Origin of the sequence: Desulfotignum balticum DSM 7044 (assembly GCF_000421285.1) — a bacterium.
GTDB lineage: Bacteria > Desulfobacterota > Desulfobacteria > Desulfobacterales > Desulfobacteraceae > Desulfotignum > Desulfotignum balticum.
Genome location: NZ_ATWO01000001.1, coordinates 1694064 through 1717013 on the forward strand (window position 1 = coordinate 1694064; position 22950 = coordinate 1717013).

A 22950-nucleotide genomic window follows, 5' to 3' on the forward strand; every position below is an offset into this window, starting at 1 on the left:
ATCATTTGTACAGCGGAGCCCTCCGGTGGGGTGCCTTGCTGCCGGACTGTCGGAGCCACTCCGTGGATTCCTGTCCGGCAGCAAGGCACCCCGCCGGGGGGCGGCCTCCTGCCAAACAGGTTGTCACAGCTTTGCATGCCTGATCGGACATTTTGACATTGACATATTCCTGTGAACACCGCATGTTATTAATATGCTTTATTATCGAAAAACAGGTTCAGGCCCGCCTTTGATTCTGATTCATGGGCTTTTGGGATCGTGTGCCACCATGGGGATGCTGGCCAGAGGTCTGGCCCGGCAGTTTGAGGTGCTGGCTGTGGATTTGAGAAATCACGGCCGGTCGTTTCATGCGTCCGGCATGACCTATTCGGAAATGGCAGACGATCTGGCCGGGTTCATGGATGAAATGAAACTGAAATCCGCCGGGGTCGCCGGCCATTCCATGGGGGGCAAATGCGCCATGCAGCTGGCCATGAATTTTCCGGAAAAAGTGACGGGACTGGCTGTGCTGGACATGGCGCCCAAAGCATATGAACCGATATGGAAAGACGATATTCAAATGTTGCTGGATCTGGATCTGACACAGATCACCCGCCGGGACCAGGCGGATCGGATTCTGGCGGAAAAGATGCCGGACAAGGCATTCCGCGGGTTTCTGCTTCAGAACCTGAAACGCAGCCATGACAGCGGGTTTTTCTGGCGGTCAAACCTGTCAGGTATCTTAAATGCCACATCCGACATCCGTGCCCCCATATCCGGCCGGCCCTACCCGGGACGGGCGTTGTTTGTCCGGGGCGGTGCCTCGGATTATGTGTCCGACAGTGACTGGGATGACATTCAATCCCTGTTTCCGGCAGCCGACCTCAAAACCATTGCCCGGACCGGGCATCTGGTCCATCTGGAACATCCGGATCTGGTCACGGAACTTTTGGCCGGTTTCTTCGGCAAAAAAAATTGATCGATGCAATGATGCAAATTAAAAAAAGGAAAACAGGGACACCCGATGCCGGTTCATATTACCCATAAAGTTCAGATCCCGGATCACGAGATTCAGCTGGAGGCGATCCGTGCCCAGGGGGCAGGGGGGCAGCACGTGAACAAGGTGGCCACGGCCATTCATCTGCGGTTCGATATCCCTGGGTCCAGCCTGCCTGAAGAGATTAAATCCCGGTTGCTGGCAATTGCGGATCAACGGATCACCAAAGAGGGCGTGGTCGTGATCAAGGCCCAGCAGTCCCGCAGCCAGGAGAAAAACCGGACTGATGCCGTCAAACGGCTGCGCCAGTTGATTTTAAAAGCCATGGTCCAACCGAAAAAGCGCCGGCCCACCCGGGCGTCACAATCGGCCCGGAAAAAAAGGATGGATCGTAAAACAAAACGGGGGCGTATCAAACAATTACGGAAATCTGTGTCTCCAGATGATTGAATGTATCGGGTGGGAGCCGGCACATCTGTTTGAAATCCGAATTTATCAGATTCCTGCTTGACACCGTTGTTCGGAAGTGATATTTACCCAATCTGTTCTGATTCGGGGCGTAGCGCAGTCTGGTAGCGCACTTGTCTGGGGGACAAGTGGTCGCTGGTTCAAATCCAGCCGTCCCGACCATAGAAAAATCAAGGCTTCTGGCGGTTTCGTCAGGGGCCTTTTTTGTTTTTGAACAATTGGCCTGCCTCCAATTTTTGACAACCGGGTTGTTTTTGTCGAAATATCGGTGTAGGGTAACAACCATTTTATGGTTAATACAGCCTGGGAGCACGGATGATAGACAATATTCAAAATAAAAAAGAATCCCGGTCAAAAATTCGAAACCCGGCTTCAGAGGGTGCCAGCATTTCATTCAAACCCCCGGGTGGGGTATGGGAATATCAGATTAAATTGAGAGAGTTATCGGATTCCGGACTGGGACTTCTTGTCAAGCAGGATTCGGATCTTTTGAAACAGATCAGTGTGGGCGATGTCTTCACCGTTAATTATCATGAAGATTCTGTTCCCATGACGGTTCAGCACCAGACAGTACAGGTTCGGCACATCTCTTTTCCGCCCACTGGAATACCTGAAAATCATATGGTCATCGGTTTGCGGTTTCTTGAACCAGATGACGATCAATAGTTCATTGTCTTTTGCCTGAATATCGGCACAATCCCAAAGAATCATGGCAGGACTGCTGCGATTTCATCTTGACAATCCCGGCTGTTTTTATTACGTCAATTAAGCTTGTCAGGCAAATTGTCTGTATTTTTGTTTAACCAATCAGGAGAGACTGCATAAATGAAAAAGGCGAATCAACTGGCACTTGTTTTACTGCTGATGGGATTTTTTGTGGTTCCGATAACCCTGGCATCTTTTTCCGGCGGTCCGAGCCTGTCACTGGTGCAGACCGTTCATGCATCCGAAGATGCGGTGGAATCCGGTCACGGTGGTGAAGATACCCTTGGCGGCGGTCATGGACAAGGCCATCCGGACCTGGGCAAACTGCTGCCGTTGTATGCGTGTATCCCTTTTGCCTGCATGTTGTTATCCATTGCACTGCTGCCGCTGGTTGCCGGTACGTTCTGGCACCATCATTTCGGCAAAATATCCGCGTTCTGGGCTGCTACCCTGGCGATTCCCTTTGTGGCGGTCTACAAAGGGGATGCCGTGTATGAAATTCTTCATATTATTTTAGCGGATTATGTGCCGTTCATCATCCTTTTGTGGGCGTTGTTCACGGTGTCGGGCGGGATTCTGCTGCGCGGCACGCTGCGGGGAACCCCTGTTGTGAATACCGGTATCATTCTTCTGGGAACGATTCTGGCCTCCTGGATGGGAACCACGGGGGCGGCCATGCTGCTGATCCGGCCGTTTCTGCGGGCCAATGACTTCAGAAAAAACCGGACTTTCATGGTGGTGTTCTTCATTTTTCTGGTGGCCAATGTGGGGGGGTCCCTGACGCCTCTGGGTGATCCGCCTTTGTTTCTGGGGTTTCTTCACGGGGTGAGTTTTTTCTGGACCTTAAACATTGCGCCCCACATGCTGATGGTGAGCGGAATTCTGCTGGTGATCTATTTTTTTCTGGATTCCTGGTTTTTCAAAAAGGAAGGGGCCGTGGTGCCGGATGACGGAGAAAAAAAGCCGTTGCGCCTGGTGGGAACCTATAATTTTATTTTTTTAGGCGGTATTGTGGGGGCCGTGCTCATGAGCGGTGTCCTGGATTTGGGAGAGATCAATACCCTGGGAGTGCACCGGGCCATTCAGGACTGGCTGCGGGATATCACTTTGATTATACTTGGAATCCTGTCGTTGTGGGCCACCCCCTGGACCCTGCGGGAGGAAAACGAGTTCTCCTGGTTTCCCATTATCGAGGTGGCATATCTGTTCATTGGGATTTTTATTACCATGATTCCCTGTCTGCTGCTGCTAAAAGCCGGACCGGACGGGGCCTTTGCATTTCTGATCGCAGCGGTGAAAGAACCTTACCATTACTTCTGGGTCACGGGGATGCTGTCTGCGTTTCTGGACAATGCCCCCACCTATCTGACATTTTTCAATACCGCTTTAGGCAGTTTTTATGCCGGCTTGCCCGAATCGGCCTCCGTGCCGTTGCTGATGACCGACCGGATGGTTTATCTCCAGGCGATTTCCACAGGAGCCGTGTTTTTCGGGGCCGTCAGTTATATCGGCAATGCGCCCAATTTCATGGTCCGGTCCATTGCCGCGGAATCCGGCACGGTTATGCCCAGTTTTTTCGGGTATATCCTCAAATATTCTTTGGTGTTTCTGATTCCCACGTTTGTGATTGTGACCCTGATTTTTTACTAGAATCTAAGGAACAGCCACCATGTATTTTGATTTAAAGGGACTGAAACTGGCCATCATCGGCGGCGGGGATCCCTGTTGTGACATTCTGGACCGGTTTTCCGGGCCCGGTCTCAAGGGCCTGAACATTCAGGTACTCATGGTGGCGGATACCATAGAAATTTCCAAAGGCATCATCCGGGCCAGGCAATTGAATATTCCCACCACCAAAGATTACCATGAGGTGTGCAAGCTGACGGATCTGGATCTGATCCTTAAACTGAAAAACGATGACCTGCTGCCCTGTATTCTGGAAAAGGTGAATACCGAACGGGTGAGCATTATTGATCTGGACACTTATGGGGCCATGTCTTTTGTTCATTTTCTGAAAACCGAAGAGGAAAAAATCCAGATCCGAAAACGACTCGAAACCCAGGATCTGGAAAAAGAGGCCGTGGCGGATCTGTTCGATCAATTTTCCCGCCGGATCAGTGAAATCTCGGAAAATCGTATTTCCTTTCTGGAACAGGAGCGGCACGATCTGCGAAAAATCGAAAAAGAGTTGAATCAGATCATCCAGGGCAGCATGATTCCCACCTTTATCATCAACAATGAACATATCATTACCCACTGGAATGTGGCATGTGAGGAACTTACCGGATACCCGGCATATAAGCTGGTGGGAACCGACCGGCAGTGGGTGCCGTTCCGATCGGTTAAACGCCCCATTCTTGCGGATATGGTGGTGGATCATACCAGTGAAGAAACCGTCCGAAAATATTACGGCAATGCCTGGCGAAAGTGCACGATCATCAACGGGGCCTATGAGGCGGAAGAATTTTTTCCCCATATGGGAACAGAGGGAAAATGGATATTTTTCACAGCCGCACCTATTAAATCTCCTGAAGGCAAAATCATCGGTGCGATCCAGACGTTGCGGGACAGAACCGAGGATAAAAAAGCCCAGGAGGAAATTGAACTTCAGGATCAGGAACTGGCCAAGCTTCATGAAAAATACCGGAAATCCGAAGAAAAATACCGGTCATTGTTCAACGAAAATCCCAACCCTATTTTTATCATCGACAGCATGACCTTCGAGATCCTGGATGTGAATCACCGGGTTCTGGAAGATTATGGATATGACAAATCCGAACTTATGGGAACCTCATTTCTGGAAATCGGTGAAAAAACCGATGACACCCTTCGCCGGGACATGCTGAATCTGCCCCAGGGCGGATCGATCCTGTTCACCAAAAAACGGCATTACAGGAAAAGTGGGCAGGCGTTTTTTGTCAACATCAAAATGGTCAAGGTGATGTTCAGCCAGCGGGTGGTGCTCATTGCGTCCACCACAGACATGACTGAAAGCGTGGAAAAAGAAACCCAGCTGATTCAGGCCGGTAAACTGGCTACCCTGGGCACCATGGCAGCCGGCATGGCCCATGAGATCAATCAGCCCTTGAACGTGATCCAGATCTGTGCGGATTTGATCCAGAAAATGGTGCATAAAGGGGTGATGATTTCAGATGAAGATCTGCTGAACATGAGCAAGGATATTATTGAAAATGTGGCCCGGGCCGCCGGCGTGATCAAGCATGTGAGAGATTTTGCCAGACAGTCGGAGCGGGATCTGAAAAAACTGGATATCAATGATCCCATCCGGGATGTGTTCAAAGTGCTGGGACACCAGCTCACGGTGCATTCCATTGAAGTGGTGCTGGATCTGGAAGACCATCTGCCCAGTATCCGGGCCGAACACAACCGTCTGGAGCAGGTGTTCATCAACCTGGTGACCAATGCCATTGATGCCATGGATGAAAAATCCGCCCGAACTGAAGGGCCGGTGGAAAAAACATTGACCATTAAAACCTTTGCGCAGAACGGCCATGTGGTGGCGACCGTGTCCGATACGGGTACCGGAATGAACGAAGAAGTGAAAAACAAGCTGTTTGAGCCGTTTTTCACCACCAAGGATACGGGCAAAGGGACCGGGCTTGGCACCAGTATCAGTTTCGGGATCATCAAGGACTACAATGGTACCATCAGTGTTGAAACCCAGGAGGGGAAAGGGTCGTGTTTCATGGTTCAATTCCCTGCCGTGAGTTGAGGAAATACACGTATGTCAGCCAACAAAATATTGATTGTGGATGATGAACAGGCCATTGTCAGATTGTTGTCCATGTCTCTGAAAAGTGACGGGTATGACACCTGCACTGCAGCCAGCGGTGAAGAAGCGCTGGACGTGTTTGAAAAACAGTCCCCGGACATTGTGGTGACCGATATCAAAATGCCGGGCATGGATGGTCTGGAATTGCTTAAACGAATCAAGGAGCGGGATCCGGACAAGGAAGTGATCATTGTCACGGGACACGGGGATATTGATTCAACCATCACGGCCCTGCAGTATGGTGCCAGTGATTTTATCAACAAGCCGGTGAGAGACGAAGCCCTGGCCATTGCCCTGGACCGGGCCCAGACCAAAATCCGCATCCGGGAGCAGCTGGCCTCCTATACCCAGGATCTGGAAGAAAAAGTGGCGGAAGCCACCGTGGAGATCCGGCGCAAATCCAATTTTCAGCGGCTGCTCATTCACTCCAGCCATGATGCCATTGTCGCGTTTGACCAGGACTGGCAGATTGTGGTCTATAACCCGGAAGCGGCCCGCATGTTTGAGAAAAGAGCCAGAAACGTGTTAAACAAAATGACCATCGATGCTCTGTATCCCCCTGAACTGGCCACATTTTTCAGATCGGAAGCCAGGAACGGGACCCACGACCGGGGAGAGATGCCATGGAAAGAAATGACCCTGGAAACCCGGAATAATAAGCAGATTCCGGTCCGGTATGCCACCAGCGTGCTTCATGAAAAAGAAGAATTCATGGGCATTGTCAATTTTTTTCAGGATCTGACGGAAATCAAACGCCTGGAAAAAGAATTGATCCAGTCCGAGCGTATGGCTGCCATCGGGCAGACGGTTTCCGGCCTGGCCCATTATGTGAAAAACATCCTCATCGGCCTGAAAGGCGGCAGCTATGTCGTGGATGTGGGATTTCAGCACAGCAACATGGAAAAGGTCAAATCCGGGTGGCAGACCATTCAGAAAAATATTGAGCGGGTGGCAAACCTGACCCAGGACATGCTCACCTATGCCAAGGAACGGCACCCTGAGGTCAAACTGTGCGCTCCCAATGAGATCGTGACCGAAGTCAAGGAGCTGGTATCGGATTTTGCTAAAGCCCATGATATCGAAATCACCACCCGGTGTGACCCGGAAATGGGACAGATGTGGCTGGATCCCGGCACCGTGCACCGGGCCCTGCTGAACCTGGTGAACAATGCCATTGACGCCTGTATGGAAGAGGATGATCTGGACCGGCAGTTCAAAGTGGAGATTCGAACCGGAAAAACCGAAGCCGGGGCCGCTGTTTTTGAGATTGAAGACAATGGATGCGGCATGGATGAAGAGACCAGACTCAAACTGTTTACCCCCATGTTCAGTTCCAAGGGAGGGAAAGGAACCGGTCTGGGGCTGCTGGTGACCAAAAAACTGGTGGAAGAGCACCATGGGACCATTGACATTGATACCCGTTTGGGGTATGGGTCTTTGTTCACCATGACGCTGCCTGAGAGGCCCGAAAAAGGCCGGGATGAAAAATGACAAGTAAAGAGGTGTGATATGGGTAAAAAAATACTGGTGGTAGATGATGATCCGGATGTCAGAACATTTGTCGTCACGGTTCTGGAAGAAAATCAGTATACCCCCCTGGTGGCATGTGACGGTGTGGAAGGCCTTGAGATGATACAGAAACACAAGCCGGACTTGGTGATTTTAGATGTGCTCATGCCCCGGGGAAGCGGGATTCGCCTGTACCGTCAGCTGAAAACAGACGATGACTTGAAATCCGTTCCTGTGATCATGTTCACCGGCATTGCCCTGCGGTCTTTTCTCAAATCCCAGAAAGTTCTGGAAGAGTTCAAAGGGGAAAAAGTACCGGAACCCGACATTTACCTGGAAAAACCGGTGGAGCCCCAGGAACTGGTGGATGCCATAAGAAAAAAACTTGCGTGATCTGCGGTTCTTCAGATGGCCTGAACTGCTTTCGGCCGGCCTTAAGAGGGCAAAGACAGGAGGTTTCATGAAAATAAAAAAAATGTTGTTTGTGACCAAGTTTGAAAGCCTTTGCTATGATGCACTGCATTCACTTCTGGATATGAGAAAATCCGGGCTGGAACATGTGGTGTTTTTGAATGTGATCGAGCGGGAAAAAGTGTCCATGCGCCGGGGTAAAGGGTATGCAAAAAAAGATGCCGTCCGGCTCAAGGAAATGGCCAATATCCGGTTCATCGACTGGGCTGAGAATCTGTTTGAACTGGGCATGGAAGTGGGTGCCTACATCGAAGTGTCGTCTTTGATTTCCAAGATCCTGGAAGTGGTGGACAAGGAAAAACCGGATCTGATCGTTATCGGCCGATCCCAGAAAGGAAAGCTGGAACAGCTGTATTCCAGATCCGATATCACGGAACTGACCCGGCGGTCTCCTGTTCCCATTCTGGTATTCAAACATCTGGCTGAAGACAAAATGGTGCCGGCAAAACTGTTTGAACGGCCGTTGTTTGCCACATCCTGGTCCAACAGCAGCGAAAAAGCGGTCGACTGTCTCAAGGAGCTGGGGGAGGTGATCGGAGAACTTCACCTGATGCACGTGGTGGATGAAGACGATCTGAAATCCTCAGATACCCATGAGGTGCAGTCGGTGCGGAAAAAGGAACGGACCCGGCTGGAAGACCTGTGTGACGAATTTGCCCAGAAAGGCATATCTGCCAGGCCGCACGTGTATGTGGGAGATCCGGAAACCGAAATTCTCAAGGCGGCCAGAGAGTACCAGGCCACGCTGGTCGTGCTGGGCTTCAGTGACCGGACCGCTTTGGCCGAACGGTGGCTGGGATCCATATCCAGGAATATTGCCGATAAATCCGTTTATCCGTGCCTGTTGTTTCCGGTCAAAAGATAATGCGTGCCAACTGAATATCAATGGAATGACAATGAAACTTTTATTTATAGATGATGAACAGACCTTTTTGAAGTATCTGGCCAAACGGATGGCTTTGGAAGGGTTTGAGGTGAAAACGACATTTTCCGGGGAAGAAGGGGTGGCGGCTGCGGCCAAAGAACCCTTTGACGTGGCAGTGGTGGATCTGCAGATGCCCGGTATTGACGGCATCGAGGTACAGAAACTGCTCAAGGATCTTCAGCCGGATCTGCCCTGCATCGTGCTCACCGGGCATGGCAGTGTGGAAAACGCTCTGGAAAGCGGCAAATACAATGCATTCAAATTTCTGTCCAAGCCCGTGGATATGGATACGTTGATCCAAACCATTCAAGCGGCATATGATCATCGTGTTGAAAAACAGTCAAAACAAGATCCCCCGGATACGTCCCCTGCAGCCAAAGGCCCTGTATCCAAATTGTTTCAGAAATTCCGTCATCTTTACGGCGTGGAAAAATAGGGTCTTATTTTATTTTAAAAAAAATTGTCGGCGGACAGGTATGTGAAAATCATGTGTAACATGACTGTGAAATATCAAAAAGAATGTCAAAAAAGGGGGGATGGGTGATGCAACAAAAAGAAAATGAAAAAAAACAGGCCGGTTTTTTTTCATTTATTATCACCTTTGTATTCATGTTTGTCACCTGGATCATTTTGTCCGGCTATTTTGAGCCGCTTCTTCTGGGACTGGGTGTGGTGTCCAGCCTGGCCATTGCCTGGTTTTTCCATGATCTGCTGTTTGCCGGGGCCACGGTTCAGGATATCAAGGTGTTTTTCCGGTTTTGCCAATATGCGCCCTGGCTGATTCTAGAAATCATCAAAGCCAATTTTCACCTGCTGTTTCTGGTATTTCATCCCCGGATGCACCAGTTGATCGATCCGCATATCATTCAGTTTCAAACCGGGTTGAAATCAGATATCGCCATCACCACCCTGGCCAATGCCATTACCCTGACGCCCGGAACCGTCACCATCACTGCCAATGCCGAAGGCGGGTTCCGGGTTCATGCCATTGACCGGCAAAGCGCTCAAGGATTGCCCGGCGTGATGCGGGACCGGGTGGCGCATGTTTTTGGAGAAAACAGATGATCTATTTTTTTTCCTGCATTGCTGTGGGGCTTTGTCTGACCATGATACTGCCCCTGTATCGATGCCTGATGGGCCCGACCGTGCTGGACCGTCTCGTGGGCGTGAACGCCATCGGCAGCAAAACAGTGGTACTGCTTTTGCTGATCGGCTACCTGTATGGACGGGTGGATATGTTTGTGGATATTGCCCTGGCTTATGCGTTTTTAAATTTTGTGGCAGTGCTGGCTGCTTCCCGGTACTTTCATAAACGCAAAGGCCTGTATGAAGAATCATTCATGGAGTAATGATGCATATAATTATCAATATTCTGTCGGTGTTTTGCCTGCTCACGGGCCTGATTTTTTTTATCGGCGGGGCCGTGGGGATCATGCGGATGCCTGATTTTTACTCCCGGCTGCATCCGGCCGGCAAACTGGACACCTTAGGCATTTTTACCATGGTTGCCGGGCTGGTGATCTATAATTTTCACCACCTGTCTCTGGGTGTGGTGCTGTTGTCCATTAAAATGTTTTTGATTGTCTTTTTTGTGTTTCTGGCCAGCCCGACAGCCACCCATTCCATTGTGGATGCCGGCATGCGGGCCGGGTTGCGGCCCTGGACTAAAAAAAAGGAAAAGGAATAACAAAGAATGCTGTGGCCGATTGATCTGATCGTACTGACCTTTGTGATTTTCTGCGCCATTGCCGCCATTACCGTCCGGGATCTTCTGGGAACCGCTATTTTGTTCAGCGCGTATTCGTTTTTGATGTGCCTGTTGTGGGCCGTCATGGGTGCGGTGGATGTGGCATTTACCGAAGCGTCCGTTGGCGCGGGCGTGAGCACGGTATTTTTGGTGGCAGCCGTATTCCGGACCAGCAGGAGGACCAAAGATTGAAATTTTTAGGACTTGTCATTGTCTGTCTTACCGGCGGATTGCTGTTATACGGCAGCATGGACCTGCCGGACTGGGGCGATCCCGCATCTCCGGCATCCACCCATCTGTCGGATTATTATATTGAACATATTGTGGAAGAAACCCAGGTGCCCAACCTGGTCACGGCCGTGCTGGCGGATTACAGAGGGTATGACACCATGTTCGAGACTGCCGTGGTGTTCTGCGCCGGGCTGGCCTGCTTTCTGCTGCTCAGAGATTTTCGGCCTGGAAAAAACCGGTACTACCGGCACATTCCCACGGGGGTCATGCTTCATTTCAAGAATCCGGATACCCGGATGATCCCGGGCAATGAATTTGAACACATGGACAGGGACTGGGTACCCTCGGACATCATCATCAAGACGGTGTGCCGGATTCTGATTCCTTTTATTCAGATCTATGCCCTGTATGTGGTGGCCCATGGCGATTTTTCTCCGGGCGGCGGGTTTCAGGGCGGTGTGATTTTCGGATCCAGCCTGATTCTCATGGCCATCTCCTATAACCTGAAAACCCTGCTGAAACGGGTGACGGAAAAATTTCTGTCCATCTTTGCCGCCACAGGGGTTCTGATCTATGTGGGACTCGGGGTCCTGGCTGTGATCATGGGAGGGCAGTTTCTGGATTATGGAATGCTGGCGCCGCTGGTGCCCTGGGATCCCGGTCATGTCCGGGCGTTGGGCATGCTGGGGGTGGAGATCGGCGTGGGCATTGCCGTGATGGCCGTCATGGTGATCATTTACGTGAATATCGTGTCTGAAGGCAGACATGATGAAGGACTGTAGGAGAGTCTCATGAATGAGCTTCTGGCGCTGATTGTGGCCAAATATAATTTCTGGTTGTATATCATTCTCATGATGATCGGCCTGTATGCCATGATCGCCAAAAACAATCTGATGAAAAAACTGGTGGGCATGAATATTTTTCAGACCGCGATTATTTTGTTTTATGTGTCCATCGGATACAAGCACGGGGCCACGCTGCCCATTATTCAGGGGGGACATGGCACCCACGATGCCGTGATCCATGCAGCGGATTATATCAACCCGCTGCCCCATGTGCTCATGCTCACCGCCATTGTCGTGTCCGTGGCCACGTTCGGAGTGGCCATGGCGCTGTGTGTCAAGATCTATCAGCGATATCAGACCCTGGAAGAAGATGAACTCAGAATACGCTTATCGGAAAAATAACCCATGAACAATATGCCGGCAATAATTGTACTGGCCCCGCTTCTGGGGGCATTCTTCTCGGGCCTGGCCGCCTGGATCCAAAAACCGCTGTCCTATTACATCGCTTTGGCTGCCACGGCTGTTTCCAGTGTGGCGGCAGTAGGTGTGTTCAAACAGGTGCTGACCGCGGGCACATGGCAATACCGCATGGCCGGGTGGGCCCCGCCCATGGGGATCGAACTGAGGATCGATCTGCTCAATGCCATGGTGCTGGTCCTGGTATCTGGGATTGCATTTGTGAATCTGGTGGCCAGTGTCAAAAATGTGGATCAGGAAATACCGGATCGGGCCCCTTCATTTTATGTGATGTATCAGTTGTTTGTGGTGGGCCTTTTAGGGGTGACGGCCACAGGCGATCTGTTCAACCTGTATGTGCTCATTGAGATCACCTCGCTGACCTCGTATACCATGATTGCCTTAGGAGACAAAGACCGGTCTCCTCTGGCGGCCTTAAATTATATTTTCATCGGCGTGATCGGGGCGTCTTTTTATCTTCTGGGGGTCGGGTATCTGTACATCACCACCGGATCTTTGAACATGGCGGATGTGGCAATCCTTCTCAAGGACATCCAGGGATCCACGGCCGTGCTGACCGCTTTTATCCTGTGTATTTTAGGTGTGTGGATCAAGATGGCCCTGTTTCCGCTGCATGTATGGCTGCCCAATGCATATGCGTATGCACCCGTGGGATTTGCCCGGGTGGTGGCGCCGTTGATGACCAAGGTGATGGTATATGTCATGGTGCGGCTCATGGTCACGGTGTTCGGGCTGGAATATATCTTCAACACCCTGAACCTGGCGGATATCGTGGTGTGGCTGGGTGTGATCGCCATTCTGGCCGGGGCATTCATGGCCCTGCTCCAGACGGACTTGAAAAAAATGCTGACCTACATCATTGTGTGTGAGATCGGATATATGGTGGGCGGTGCCTGGCTGGGAAATTCTTTGGGCATGGCCGGTGCCATTCTCCACATTCTCAATGATGCATTGATGACATTTGCCCTGTTTCTGGCTGTGGGCAACATCATTTACATGAGACAGCAGGTGGCGTTTTCCAATCTGCAGGGGTTGTTTGGTGCCATGCCCTGGACCATGGCCGGATTTGTTCTGGCCGGTTTGAGCATAATCGGCGTGCCGCCCACCTGCGGGTTTTTCAGCAAATGGTATCTGGTGCTGGGTGCGTTTGAGGCCGGGGCTTATCATTTTGCCGCCGCGTTGATCATCTCCAGCCTGGTGTGTGCCGTGCTGTTTTTCAAGGTGTTTGAGATCTGTTTTTTCGAGCCCATGGCTGAATCCCACGGCCATCATGGGACCGCCGCCATGGCCGAGGCCCCGGTGTCCATGCTGGCTGCCTTAGGCCTGGTGAGTGCGGCCATCATTGGCGCGGGCGTTTATGCCGGTACCATCGTCAACACCGTGATTCTGCCGTTTTTACACTAAGGACCCGACCATGACCCACTGGATTTTTAATTATTGTTGCAACGACCTGACTCGTATTTTTAAGTAAAAAGGCTGATCCCACCATGGAATCCATTATCTCCTTAAAACCGCTGCTGGCTGTCCTGGTCCCTTTGCTGATCATCCCAGTTTTAATGTCATCGTCCCGCAAACCCAATGTCAGGGAAGCCTGGATTTTTGTTGCCGGATTTATCATGTTTGCTCTGGTGGCATCCATGGTGCCGGCAATTCTGGCCGGCACCCGGATTGAACTGACTGTGTTCACACTGGTTCCGGGGGCAGACATCGCTTTTCGGGTGGACGGACTGGGCATGCTGTTTGCTCTGGTGGCATCCAGTCTTTATATTGTCACCTCGTTGTATTCCATCGGATACATGCGGGGGTTGAAAGAACACGGACAGACCCGGTTTGTCTGTTTTTTCGCTCTGGCCATTGCATCCACCATCGGAGCCGCATTTTCCGCCAACCTGGTGACCTTGTATCTGTTTTATGAAATGCTGTCTCTGGCCACCTATCCCCTGGTGGCCCACCATGAGGATGCAAAATCAAAGATTTCCGCCCGGCGGTATCTGATTTTCATTCTGGGCACCTCCATCGGTCTGGTACTGCCGGCCATGATCTATTGCTATCATGTCACGGGCACACTTGAATTTTCCACGGCCGGTATTTTTGCGGGCCAGCTGTCAAAACCGGGCGCCACCGTGCTGTTGCTCATGTTTGTGTTCGGGTTTGCCAAGGCAGGGATCATGCCGTTTCATTCCTGGCTGCCGGCCGCCATGGTGGCCCCGACACCCGTGAGTGCGCTGCTGCATGCCGTGGCCGTGGTCAAAGTGGGTGTGTTTTCCATTGTCAGGGTCATGACCGGGATCTTCGGGGTGGACCTGCTGGGATCATACAGTCTGGGAACCCTGGTCATGGTCATTGCCTCCATCACGATTCTGGTCAGTTCCTGCATTGCCCTGTCCCAGGATGAACTCAAGCGGAGACTGGCTTTTTCCACCATCAGTCAGCTGTCATACATCGTATTTGGTGTGGCGTTGCTGTCGCCCATGGGCCAGCTGGGCGGGGTGCTTCATATTCTCATGCACGCGTTCGGCAAAATTACCCTGTTTTTCTGTGCCGGTGCCATTTTTGTGGCCACGGGCAAAAAATATATCTCCCAGATGAAAGGCCTGGGCCGACAGATGCCGGTCACTTTTGCGGCATTTTTCATCGGATCTTTAGGGGTGATCGGGCTGCCTCCCGCGGGCGGGTTTTACAGCAAGTGGAATCTGATTTTAGGGGCTTTAGAAGCCCACCACCCGGTTTTTATGGGGGTGTTGCTGATCTCCTCGTTTCTGAATGCGTTTTATTTTCTGCCCATCGTGTTCCAGGCCTTTTTCGGGAAAAATGAAGCGGATGTTCCGGGCGTTCCGGTTCAAATCAAGGAAGCCAATCTGTGCCTGGTGGTGCCTTTGGCCGTGACCGCCCTGGCATCCATTGGATTGTTTTTCTTCCCGCAGATGTTTGTGGACCTGATCGTTCTGGGTCTGAATCTATGAGAAAGATTTTGATCGAACAGGGTAAACAAATCAATGGCATTGATAATTTTGCCGGAGACATAAAGAAATATGACAATTAAAGACAAATACAACAACGAAGACTGGGAAATGCTGGGTCATGATCCGGTTCCCGGATACAAGACCGCGTTTTACATTGCCGTGCTGGTATCGGTCATTTACCTGGCCGTGGCTTTTTTTTCCGGCGGCAGTGTGCCCCATTGACATCATGATGGATAATGATGACCCGGACAAAGGGGACAGCCCCTGGACCGGGTTTAAATAAATTTGCGTAAGGTGGAATAATGAAAAAAGAATTGACCCTTTTTGACAAGCCAAAGAATGTAAAAATATTGTTGATCTGTTTTTACTGTTCTCTGGTGGTGTTGCTGATTGCCGAGTTTTTCATTCACCCGCATCCGGCATTTTATTTTGAACAGATCAAGGGATTTTCCGCAGTATATGGTTTTTTTTCCTGTGTGCTGCTTATTTTTTTAGCCAAACTGCTGAGATTGATTGTCATGAAAAAAGAGGATTACTATGACCGGTAATCTGTTGCCTCCGGCCCTGATATTCATTGTCGCGGCCCTGCTGATCCCGTTTCTGCGGGGAAAAACCCAGTCCGGCTATATGCTGCTGATTCCTGTGGTGTCTCTGCTTATTATCATGAACGCGCCAATGGGGCGGATCTGGACGTTTGATTTCTGGGGATACACCCTGATCATGGGACGGATTGACAAACTGTCTCTGGTGTTTGGGTATATTTTTACCATCATGGCGTTTTTAGGCATTTTGTTCGCCCTGAAGGTCAAAGACAATCTTCAGCATGTGTCTGCCATCATTTATGCCGGCGCCACGCTGGGTGTGGTGTTTGCCGGGGATTTTCTCACCCTGTACCTGTTCTGGGAAATCATGGCGGTCAGTTCCACATTTCTGATCCTGGCTTCCCGCACGGATGCGGCCCGCAAAGCGGGTTTCAGGTATATTCTGGTGCATCTGATCGGCGGGCTGTTTCTGCTGGCCGGAATTGTGCTCTATATCCAGGAGACCGGCACCACGGCATTCAACTATATCGGGCTGTCCGGCACGGCGTCCTGGCTGATTTTCATCGGCATCGCCCTGAACGCGGCCGCCATTCCGCTGCACGCCTGGCTCCCGGATGCCTATCCCATGGGAACCCCCACCAGCACGGTGTTTTTGAGCGCGTTTACCACCAAATCCGCTGTGTATCTGTTGATCCGGACCTTCCCCGGCACGGAACTGCTCATCTGGATCGGGGCGTTCATGGTGTTTGTGCCCATTTTTTACGCGGTCCTGGAAAATGATATCCGACGGGTGCTGGCCTACAGCCTGCTGAACCAGATCGGGTTCATGCTGGTGGGCACGGGCATCGGGTCCCAGCTGGCGTTGAACGGGGCCGTGGCCCATGCGTTCTGCCATATCCTTTACAAGGGCCTGTTGTTCATGGCGGCCGGGTCCGTGCTCCAGATGACCGGTAAAATCAAATGCACGGAGATCGGCGGGCTGTACAAGACCATGCCCTTGACCTGCCTGTTCTGCATTGTGGGGGCGGCGTCCATTTCCGCGTTTCCGCTGTTTTCCGGGTTTGTGTCCAAATCCATGGTGGTGACGGCAACGGTGAATGAAAACCTGGTGCTGGTGTATCTGGTGTTGCAGTTTGCTTCGGCCGGCGTGTTCCACCATGCCGGGATCAAGGTGCCGTTTTTTACGTTTTTCGGTCATGATTCGGGCATCCGGGCCAAGGACCCGTCCTGGAACATGGTGCTGGCCATGGGGCTGGCCGCATTTGCCTGCATTTTCATCGGTGTGTTTCCCCAGCCTTTGTATAATCTTCTGCCCTTTACCGTGGATTACATCCCCTACACCGGAGCCCATGTGGTGGGCCAGCTCCAGCTGCTCATGTTCGGGGCTCTGGCCTTTGCCCTGCTGATTCTGTCCGGGTATTATCCGCCTGAAATCAAATCCATCAACCTGGATGTGGACTGGACCTACAGAAAATTGGGAACCGCCGTCTACAAGGTGCTGGACACAAGCCTGAACACGGCAAACCGCAGGGCCGAAGCGATACTGATGACTGGGGTCAAAGGCGGCAGCGGATTTTTTCGTCAGATCACAGTGCATCTGGTCCTGTTTTTTTCCGTCAACCTGTGGCTGCTCCAGGGGTACAGGGACAAACATCTGGCCTTGAAAAAACAGCGGCTGTATGATGATGTGGTCCAGGGGACGCTTCCTGTGGGTATCGGCGCAGCCGTGGCAGTATCGTTTGTTGTTCTGATATATGTATTAACGTAAACCAAGGCAATCTGTAAGGACCTACCATGGTAAAGATACAGGATTTAAGACATATCCACATGCTGGAACAGATGCCGGCGCATTTGCTGGCCCTGATCGGTCAGGAAGCGCAGCTTTCCATTTTCAGCAGCGGCACCTGCCTGTTCAAGGCAGGGGAAAAGGTGGACACTTTTTATATGGTCATCATGGGCCAGGTGGCGTTGACCGTGGCCCTGAACCCGGATATCGACGTGGTCCTGGAAAATATCCAGTCCGGCCGCACCTTCGGATCTTCAGCACTGATTTCCGGCGGTCCGGCCACATATACGGCCATTTGTCAGGAACCCTGTGAAACCATCACTTTGTCGGGTTCGCGCATGCAGAAACTGTTTGAAACCAACGATGAACTGGCGTTTTACCTGATGGCCGGTGTGGCCAGGCAGTACAAGAACAGCATGGATACCCGGGCAAAAATGATTTTGAAAACACTGGCGCGCCATCCCGAGATGAAGGCATCCATTCATGATATTGATAAACTGACCCCGGCCTATTAGATCCGTTATGGAGGCATTGAATTGACATGATATCGATCGATCAATTAAAAAAAATACAGTTTCTTCAGGACCTGCCGGACGATATTCTGGAAAAAATCAGTCCCCATGCCCGGCAGGCGGTTTTTGAACCGGACACGATACTGGTTCGGCAAAACGAGACCCAGCATCTGGTGCACATGCTGGTGTCCGGAAAAATCTGCCTGAACGCCCGGTCCGACACGGGCCGGGTTTTGACCCTGGATGAGATCGAACCCGGCCAGAGTTTCGGTTTCTCCGCATTGTTCGGTAAGTTTCCAGCGACCTTTAGCGCGATCTGCACCGAACCCTGTGACATCATTGTCCTGTCCGGGGACCTGATGGCAAAACTGTTTGAAACGGATCACCGGATCGGATATGCCGTGATGCGCCGGGTGGCCCAATTGTTCAAAGACCGCATGAACAAACACACCGGGCAGTTTATTCATTCATTGTCCATCCATCCGGCCATCCACCCGGTGTGAGATGTCAATGATGTCTTGTTTTAAAATAATATCAAAAAGTGTGTATTTCCTTTTATCCTGTATCCGGATCTTGACAAAAAGCGTCTTCCCATCCTACAAGATAAAATATGGATGTCACGACGAAAAAAGTCCGGTGGTTAAATAAGGCAGCTGCTTTTCAATATCTCAAACATTTTGTCTTTGCACTCATCCTTGTCAGCCTGGCCGCCGGTCTCAGGGTGTGGCTGCTTGAGAACCGGTTTGATCTTCTGGAGATAGCCGTTTTCGCCCTGGTATGCAGTTTTATCTCGTACCTTGCCGAAGCCGTGTATCGCAGTCAAAAAAAGCTCAAGCAAGTCGAATCCGAGTTGAAAGCCAGTACCGAAAATGGGCAATTCATCAGATCCATCATTGAAAACATACCCAATATGATCGGCTACTGGGACAGGGATCTGCGCTGCCGCTATGCCAACAACGCCTACGGCAAGTGGTTTGGAAAATCGCCCGAAAAGATTATCGGTATCTTTTTCCGGGATCTGACGGGCGAGCGCCTGTTTGCTCTGAATGAGCCTCACATCCGCCGGGTCCTGGCCGGTGAACCCCAGCGCTTTGAGCGGACACTGAACAAAGCCGGCGGAGGTGTGGGCCATATCATCGGGCACTATATCCCTAATTTCGATGCCGATGGTACGGTCAAAGGATTTGTGACTCAAGCCAGTGAAGTGACCTTTCTCAAGGAAACCGAGGCGAAACTTGAACTGGCTGCGTGCGTCTTTGAGAACACGCTCGATGGTGTCCTGATCACGGATGCGGATGGAATCATTCTGTCGGTCAACCCGGCCTTTGGAAACAGCGGGATAAAAACCAGCCAAAATCACCGTTTAAAAACCAGCCACCCCTTATCACGGGCACACCAGTCCGTGTCCGGTAAAAACCAGATTCAAAAGGCCGGGTGTTCAGACCTGAGCCAAGTCCTGACTAAATTTTTGTTTGTGCCAATGATCATTTTTTTCGATAACTGTCTCCCTCCATGATAAGGATCTCAGAGTTGTAAACGAGGCGGTCGGCAATCGCTGTAGCAACAGTGGTTCCGTCAAAGATGTCTCCCCAGCGGGCAAACGGCAGGTTGGTCGTTATGATGGTGGACCTTTTCCCATGCCGGCCGCTGATGACCTGGAAAAACAGGTTTGATCCCTGTCTGCCTAGCGGAAGGTAACCGATTTCGTCTTATGACAAGTTAAATATTATGTGAAGTTGAGGATAAAAGAGGCCGCCGTTTAAGCCGTTATCCATATTTAGCTTTACATAATATTCTATCAATAAAATAGTGGTGATCCAAAACAAAGGAGGTAAGATATGGATCGCAAAGCTATTTTATTAATAGAATTGGTTGACAGGGCAAAAAAACAACTTGATCTGCTATGTTATGCAGAAAGCACAAAGCATCGTTACATCGGCAAATGGAAACAGTTCCTGGTTTATGCGCAACAGCAAAATCAACTCTATTTTTCAAAAGAAATAGGAGAAGCCTTCCTGAAAGATTGTTACGGCATTCAAACAGGAAGCAAGCTTTCCGCCAATCAGGTTTTTAAAGCAAGAGCAGTTGATCTTTTAGATGGAATACTGCAACATGGCTGTTTTCCAAGGTGCCGCCAGAAACCTGGGATACCGGCCCCTCAACAATTTCTTGTTATTCTGGAAAAATATAAAAAACTGCAGTTTGAAAAGGGGATTTCAAGAAAAACAGTCCTTGGGAAAAAGATTATTCTGGTTCGGTTCCTGAATTATCTTGATATTCAGGGGATTGCTGATATCAGAAGTCTCACCTCATATGAAATTCTGTCCTATCTTCATACTCTGAAAGAATACAGGTCTAACTCCAAATCAGGGATCATGTTTGCTTTGAGAGATTTTCTGCTGTTCCTATATTCAAAGGAATATGTCAGAGAACCTTTGAATGATCTGTTTCATACGATTTTTACAAACAAACTCGAAAGGCTTCCCTCATACTATTCTGCAGATGAAATGAATGCGATTCTCTGTCAGGTTGACAGGGATTCTGAGTTCGGTCGCAGGGATTATCTGGTCCTACTTTCAGCTATTCAGCTCGGACTGCGTGCCGGCGATATCCGTCAGCTTAAGCTGGAAAATATAAAATTGGACCGAAACACAATTGAACTGATCCAGCAGAAAACGAATAATCTTCTCCAACTGCCGCTGACAGAAGAATTCAAATACGCCTTGGCTGACTACATGAAGAACAGCCGTCCAAAAGTAGATGATCCACATATTTTTGTGAGGCATAGGGCGCCATTTCAGCCATTCGCAGAAAATAATTCTTTTTATCATGTTATTAATAAACATATGACGATGGCCGACATTGCATTGAATAACAGGAAACATGGACTGCATTCAATGAGGCACAGCATCGCAAGCTGTCTTTTACAGGGCAGTACTCCGTATCCTGTCATAGCCGGGATTTTGGGACACAAAAGCACAAGCACAACAAAGTTTTATCTTCGAATCGACATTCAGCAGCTCCGTACAGTTGCACTGGAGGCTCCTGATGGAAAATAAAGAAAAGAGATTTGTATTTACAGGCCCCTTCAAAGATTACTGTCCTCAGTATGCCGATTACAAAAGATCGTTGGGATTCTGCTTTGGTGTATCTTCTTTTTATCTGCTAAGACACATGGATGATTGTTTTAAACGGTACGATCTTTCTTCTCCTGTTTTAACAAAGAAGATGGCTGAAGATTTTGTATCCCGCCGAGACGAAGAATCCAGCAGAACACAACATATGAGAAAATCCATTATTAGGCAGTTTGCCCTGTTCATGAACAGAAAGGGATTTGATTTTTATTTGTACCCAAACGAACTGATACCGCTGCCAAAAACATTCACTCCATATATTTTTACTCATGATGAGATAAAGCGGATTATGGATGTTGTGGATCAACTGCCATACTTACCACAAAGCAGATGCTACCACATGATTTACCCAATGTTGTTTCGCATACTTTACGGATGCGGTCTGAGAATAAGTGAAGCACTGGCACTGAAAAAATCAGAAGTCGATCTTACAAATGGTATTTTGACGGTAATCAAAGCAAAGAACGGCATGAGCAGATTAGTCCCAATGTCATGGTCGCTTACTGACGTTTGTAAAGGTTATGCTGAAGATATGGGGTTTGACATGTCAGGGGAAGGATATTTTTTCCCATCCAGAGATGGCGGCATGTACCACAGAACACCTGTGTATGTTAGGTTTAAAAAGTTCATGAAAATTGCCGGCATATTCCCTGAAGGTTCAGTTGGCCCACGTGTTCATGATGTCAGGCACACCTATGCTGTTCATGCTCTTGAAAAAATGATTGATGAAGGACAAGATGTTTATTGCGCTCTTCCAATATTAAGCGCGTATATGGGTCATCGCACAATTGAAAGCACAGAAAAATATCTGAGGCTGACTGAACAAGCATACAGCAATGTTATTGACACAATCGCTCCATTATACAGAGATGTTTTTCCGGAGGTATATCATGACAACCAATGATTTTGCCACCAAACTGTCTGCCTGGTTTTTAAAATACCTGCCGGCAAGAGCGGGACACAGCGACAACACCCTCAAATCATACAGGGATTCATTTGTGATTTTCTTAAGATACTGCCGTAGTGAACTGGGCATAAGGCCGGAAAAAATGGATTTTATACGAATAAACAGGAATATGATAGAAGACTTTCTGTCATGGTTGGAGCTTCAGAAAAAGGACTCTATATCCACAAGGAACCTGCGGCTGGCCGCTTTACATGCTTTTTTCAGATATATTCAGCTAAAATCGCCTGAATACATGGAACTATGCAGCTCAATCTTGGCAATAAGATCAAAAAAAGTGCCGGCTGTTGAAATAAACTATCTATCGATAGATAGTATCAAAACGCTTCTTTCAATTCCGAACATTACCAGCCGGGAAGGACGTAGAGATTTGGCAGTTATAGCAATTATGTATGACACTGGCGCCAGAGTTCAGGAAATTGCGGACCTGAAAGTAATTGATATACGATTAAAAACACCTTCAACAATTCGGCTGACTGGCAAGGGGAAAAAAACCAGGATCATACCGCTGATGCCGCAAACAATGAACATCATAAAAAAATATATGGATGATTGCGGTTTGCTTGATGAAAAAAAAGAGGAGACCCCTTTGTTTTTCAACAAGAAGAGGGAGAAACTTACGAGAGCCGGACTGTCCTATATTCTGGATAAATATGCAAAAAAAGCTGCGACAGAAAGCAAAAACCCGGTCTTAAATAAAATGTCACCGCATGTCCTTCGTCACAGCAAGGCTATGCACCTGCTGCAAAGCGGAGTAAATTTGATTTATATACGGGATTTTTTGGGACATTCTTCAGTTACGACTACTGAAATATACGCAAAATCCAATTCTGAAATGAAAAGGAAAGCCATTGAAAATGCAAGTTCAAAAGTACTGCCAAAAGAAAATTTTTCGGCTGATGAAAAAGAAGATTTGTTTGAATGGCTTAAAACCGTGATATGAATTTTTTATGTAAAGCTGG

General features: G+C 49.6%; 27 protein-coding genes and 1 tRNA gene. 27 read left to right on the forward strand and 1 reads right to left on the reverse strand.

Features of this window, described 5'->3' with window-relative positions:
* Positions 1–193 precede the first annotated feature (193 nt).
* From K365_RS0108520 to K365_RS0108640, 24 genes are all read left to right on the forward strand, one after another.
* Positions 194–958, forward strand: coding sequence for an alpha/beta fold hydrolase (locus tag K365_RS0108520; RefSeq protein WP_029725068.1), 765 nt, complete (start codon positions 194–196; stop codon positions 956–958).
* A 45-nt stretch (positions 959–1003) separates the two neighbouring features.
* The gene (arfB, locus tag K365_RS0108525) at positions 1004–1426 is read left to right on the forward strand and encodes an alternative ribosome rescue aminoacyl-tRNA hydrolase ArfB (RefSeq protein ID WP_024334244.1); all 423 of its coding nucleotides are present in this window, start codon (positions 1004–1006) and stop codon (positions 1424–1426) included.
* Positions 1427–1529: 103 nt separating this feature from the next.
* A tRNA-Pro gene (locus tag K365_RS0108530) sits at positions 1530–1606 on the forward strand.
* Positions 1607–1759: 153 nt separating this feature from the next.
* Positions 1760–2110 (forward strand): hypothetical protein, encoded by a 351-nt coding sequence (locus K365_RS0108535; RefSeq protein ID WP_024334245.1) that lies wholly within the window; start codon positions 1760–1762, stop codon positions 2108–2110.
* 159 nt (positions 2111–2269) lie between these two features.
* The gene (locus K365_RS0108540) at positions 2270–3799 is read left to right on the forward strand and encodes a sodium:proton antiporter (protein ID WP_024334246.1); all 1530 of its coding nucleotides are present in this window, start codon (positions 2270–2272) and stop codon (positions 3797–3799) included.
* A 19-nt stretch (positions 3800–3818) separates the two neighbouring features.
* Positions 3819–5882, forward strand: a complete 2064-nt coding sequence (locus K365_RS0108545; RefSeq protein WP_024334247.1) for a PAS domain-containing sensor histidine kinase — start codon at positions 3819–3821, stop codon at positions 5880–5882.
* A 12-nt stretch (positions 5883–5894) separates the two neighbouring features.
* A complete protein-coding gene (locus K365_RS0108550; RefSeq protein WP_024334248.1) occupies positions 5895–7433 on the forward strand; it encodes an ATP-binding response regulator in 1539 nt (512 codons plus the stop codon).
* 18 nt (positions 7434–7451) lie between these two features.
* On the forward strand, positions 7452–7844 hold the full coding sequence (locus tag K365_RS0108555; RefSeq protein ID WP_024334249.1) for a response regulator: 393 nt from the start codon (positions 7452–7454) through the stop codon (positions 7842–7844).
* Between the two features lie 67 nt (positions 7845–7911).
* The gene (locus K365_RS0108560; protein ID WP_024334250.1) at positions 7912–8787 is read left to right on the forward strand and encodes a universal stress protein; all 876 of its coding nucleotides are present in this window, start codon (positions 7912–7914) and stop codon (positions 8785–8787) included.
* Positions 8788–8818: 31 nt separating this feature from the next.
* On the forward strand, positions 8819–9283 hold the full coding sequence (locus tag K365_RS0108565; RefSeq protein WP_024334251.1) for a response regulator: 465 nt from the start codon (positions 8819–8821) through the stop codon (positions 9281–9283).
* Positions 9284–9390: 107 nt separating this feature from the next.
* Positions 9391–9912 carry a Na+/H+ antiporter subunit E gene (locus K365_RS0108570; RefSeq protein WP_024334252.1) on the forward strand — a complete coding sequence of 174 codons (522 nt, stop codon included), beginning with the start codon at positions 9391–9393 and terminating at the stop codon, positions 9910–9912.
* Positions 9909–10196 (forward strand): MrpF/PhaF family protein, encoded by a 288-nt coding sequence (locus K365_RS0108575; RefSeq protein WP_024334253.1) that lies wholly within the window; start codon positions 9909–9911, stop codon positions 10194–10196. The genes K365_RS0108570 and K365_RS0108575 overlap by 4 nt, the downstream gene beginning before the upstream one ends.
* Positions 10196–10534 carry a monovalent cation/H(+) antiporter subunit G gene (gene mnhG, locus K365_RS0108580; RefSeq protein ID WP_236609928.1) on the forward strand — a complete coding sequence of 113 codons (339 nt, stop codon included), beginning with the start codon at positions 10196–10198 and terminating at the stop codon, positions 10532–10534. Before K365_RS0108575 ends, mnhG begins: the two co-directional genes overlap by 1 nt.
* A 6-nt stretch (positions 10535–10540) precedes the next feature.
* Positions 10541–10786, forward strand: a complete 246-nt coding sequence (locus K365_RS0108585; RefSeq protein ID WP_006965336.1) for a Na(+)/H(+) antiporter subunit B — start codon at positions 10541–10543, stop codon at positions 10784–10786.
* A complete protein-coding gene (locus K365_RS0108590) occupies positions 10783–11607 on the forward strand; it encodes a Na(+)/H(+) antiporter subunit B (RefSeq protein ID WP_024334255.1) in 825 nt (274 codons plus the stop codon). The genes K365_RS0108585 and K365_RS0108590 overlap by 4 nt, the downstream gene beginning before the upstream one ends.
* 9 nt (positions 11608–11616) lie before the next feature.
* On the forward strand, positions 11617–12012 hold the full coding sequence (locus tag K365_RS0108595; RefSeq protein ID WP_006965338.1) for a cation:proton antiporter subunit C: 396 nt from the start codon (positions 11617–11619) through the stop codon (positions 12010–12012).
* A gap of 3 nt (positions 12013–12015) precedes the next feature.
* Positions 12016–13491: a complex I subunit 5 family protein gene (locus K365_RS0108600; protein ID WP_024334256.1), complete on the forward strand. Its 1476-nt coding sequence runs from the start codon at positions 12016–12018 to the stop codon at positions 13489–13491.
* 83 nt (positions 13492–13574) lie between these two features.
* The gene (locus K365_RS0108605; protein WP_024334257.1) at positions 13575–15050 is read left to right on the forward strand and encodes a monovalent cation/H+ antiporter subunit D family protein; all 1476 of its coding nucleotides are present in this window, start codon (positions 13575–13577) and stop codon (positions 15048–15050) included.
* A 69-nt stretch (positions 15051–15119) separates the two neighbouring features.
* Positions 15120–15272 carry a hypothetical protein gene (locus K365_RS27880; RefSeq protein WP_006965341.1) on the forward strand — a complete coding sequence of 51 codons (153 nt, stop codon included), beginning with the start codon at positions 15120–15122 and terminating at the stop codon, positions 15270–15272.
* A gap of 80 nt (positions 15273–15352) precedes the next feature.
* Positions 15353–15598, forward strand: a complete 246-nt coding sequence (locus K365_RS0108620; RefSeq protein WP_006965342.1) for a hypothetical protein — start codon at positions 15353–15355, stop codon at positions 15596–15598.
* Positions 15588–17360 (forward strand): Na(+)/H(+) antiporter subunit D, encoded by a 1773-nt coding sequence (locus tag K365_RS0108625; protein ID WP_024334258.1) that lies wholly within the window; start codon positions 15588–15590, stop codon positions 17358–17360. The genes K365_RS0108620 and K365_RS0108625 overlap by 11 nt, the downstream gene beginning before the upstream one ends.
* Positions 17361–17386: 26 nt before the next feature.
* Positions 17387–17893, forward strand: coding sequence for a Crp/Fnr family transcriptional regulator (locus tag K365_RS0108630; protein WP_006965344.1), 507 nt, complete (start codon positions 17387–17389; stop codon positions 17891–17893).
* A 26-nt stretch (positions 17894–17919) separates the two neighbouring features.
* Positions 17920–18393, forward strand: coding sequence for a Crp/Fnr family transcriptional regulator (locus K365_RS0108635; protein ID WP_006965345.1), 474 nt, complete (start codon positions 17920–17922; stop codon positions 18391–18393).
* A 107-nt stretch (positions 18394–18500) separates the two neighbouring features.
* The gene (locus K365_RS0108640; RefSeq protein ID WP_024334259.1) at positions 18501–19406 is read left to right on the forward strand and encodes a PAS domain-containing protein; all 906 of its coding nucleotides are present in this window, start codon (positions 18501–18503) and stop codon (positions 19404–19406) included.
* Here K365_RS0108640 and K365_RS27210 read toward each other — a convergent pair.
* Positions 19375–19593 (reverse strand): ATP-binding protein, encoded by a 219-nt coding sequence (locus K365_RS27210; protein WP_337833248.1) that lies wholly within the window; start codon positions 19591–19593, stop codon positions 19375–19377. The two genes, K365_RS0108640 and K365_RS27210, sit on opposite strands and share 32 nt — an antisense overlap.
* 135 nt (positions 19594–19728) lie before the next feature.
* On the opposite strand from K365_RS27210, the gene K365_RS26450 reads away from it, so the two are divergent.
* From K365_RS26450 to K365_RS0108655, 3 genes are read left to right on the forward strand one after another with little or no spacing between them, the layout of a single operon-like run.
* Complete coding sequence (locus K365_RS26450; protein ID WP_024334260.1) at positions 19729–20949, forward strand: site-specific integrase; 1221 nt, start codon at positions 19729–19731, stop codon at positions 20947–20949.
* Complete coding sequence (locus tag K365_RS0108650; RefSeq protein ID WP_024334261.1) at positions 20939–21928, forward strand: tyrosine-type recombinase/integrase; 990 nt, start codon at positions 20939–20941, stop codon at positions 21926–21928. The genes K365_RS26450 and K365_RS0108650 overlap by 11 nt, the downstream gene beginning before the upstream one ends.
* Positions 21915–22931 carry a site-specific integrase gene (locus K365_RS0108655; RefSeq protein WP_024334262.1) on the forward strand — a complete coding sequence of 339 codons (1017 nt, stop codon included), beginning with the start codon at positions 21915–21917 and terminating at the stop codon, positions 22929–22931. The genes K365_RS0108650 and K365_RS0108655 overlap by 14 nt, the downstream gene beginning before the upstream one ends.
* Positions 22932–22950: the final 19 nt, after the last annotated feature.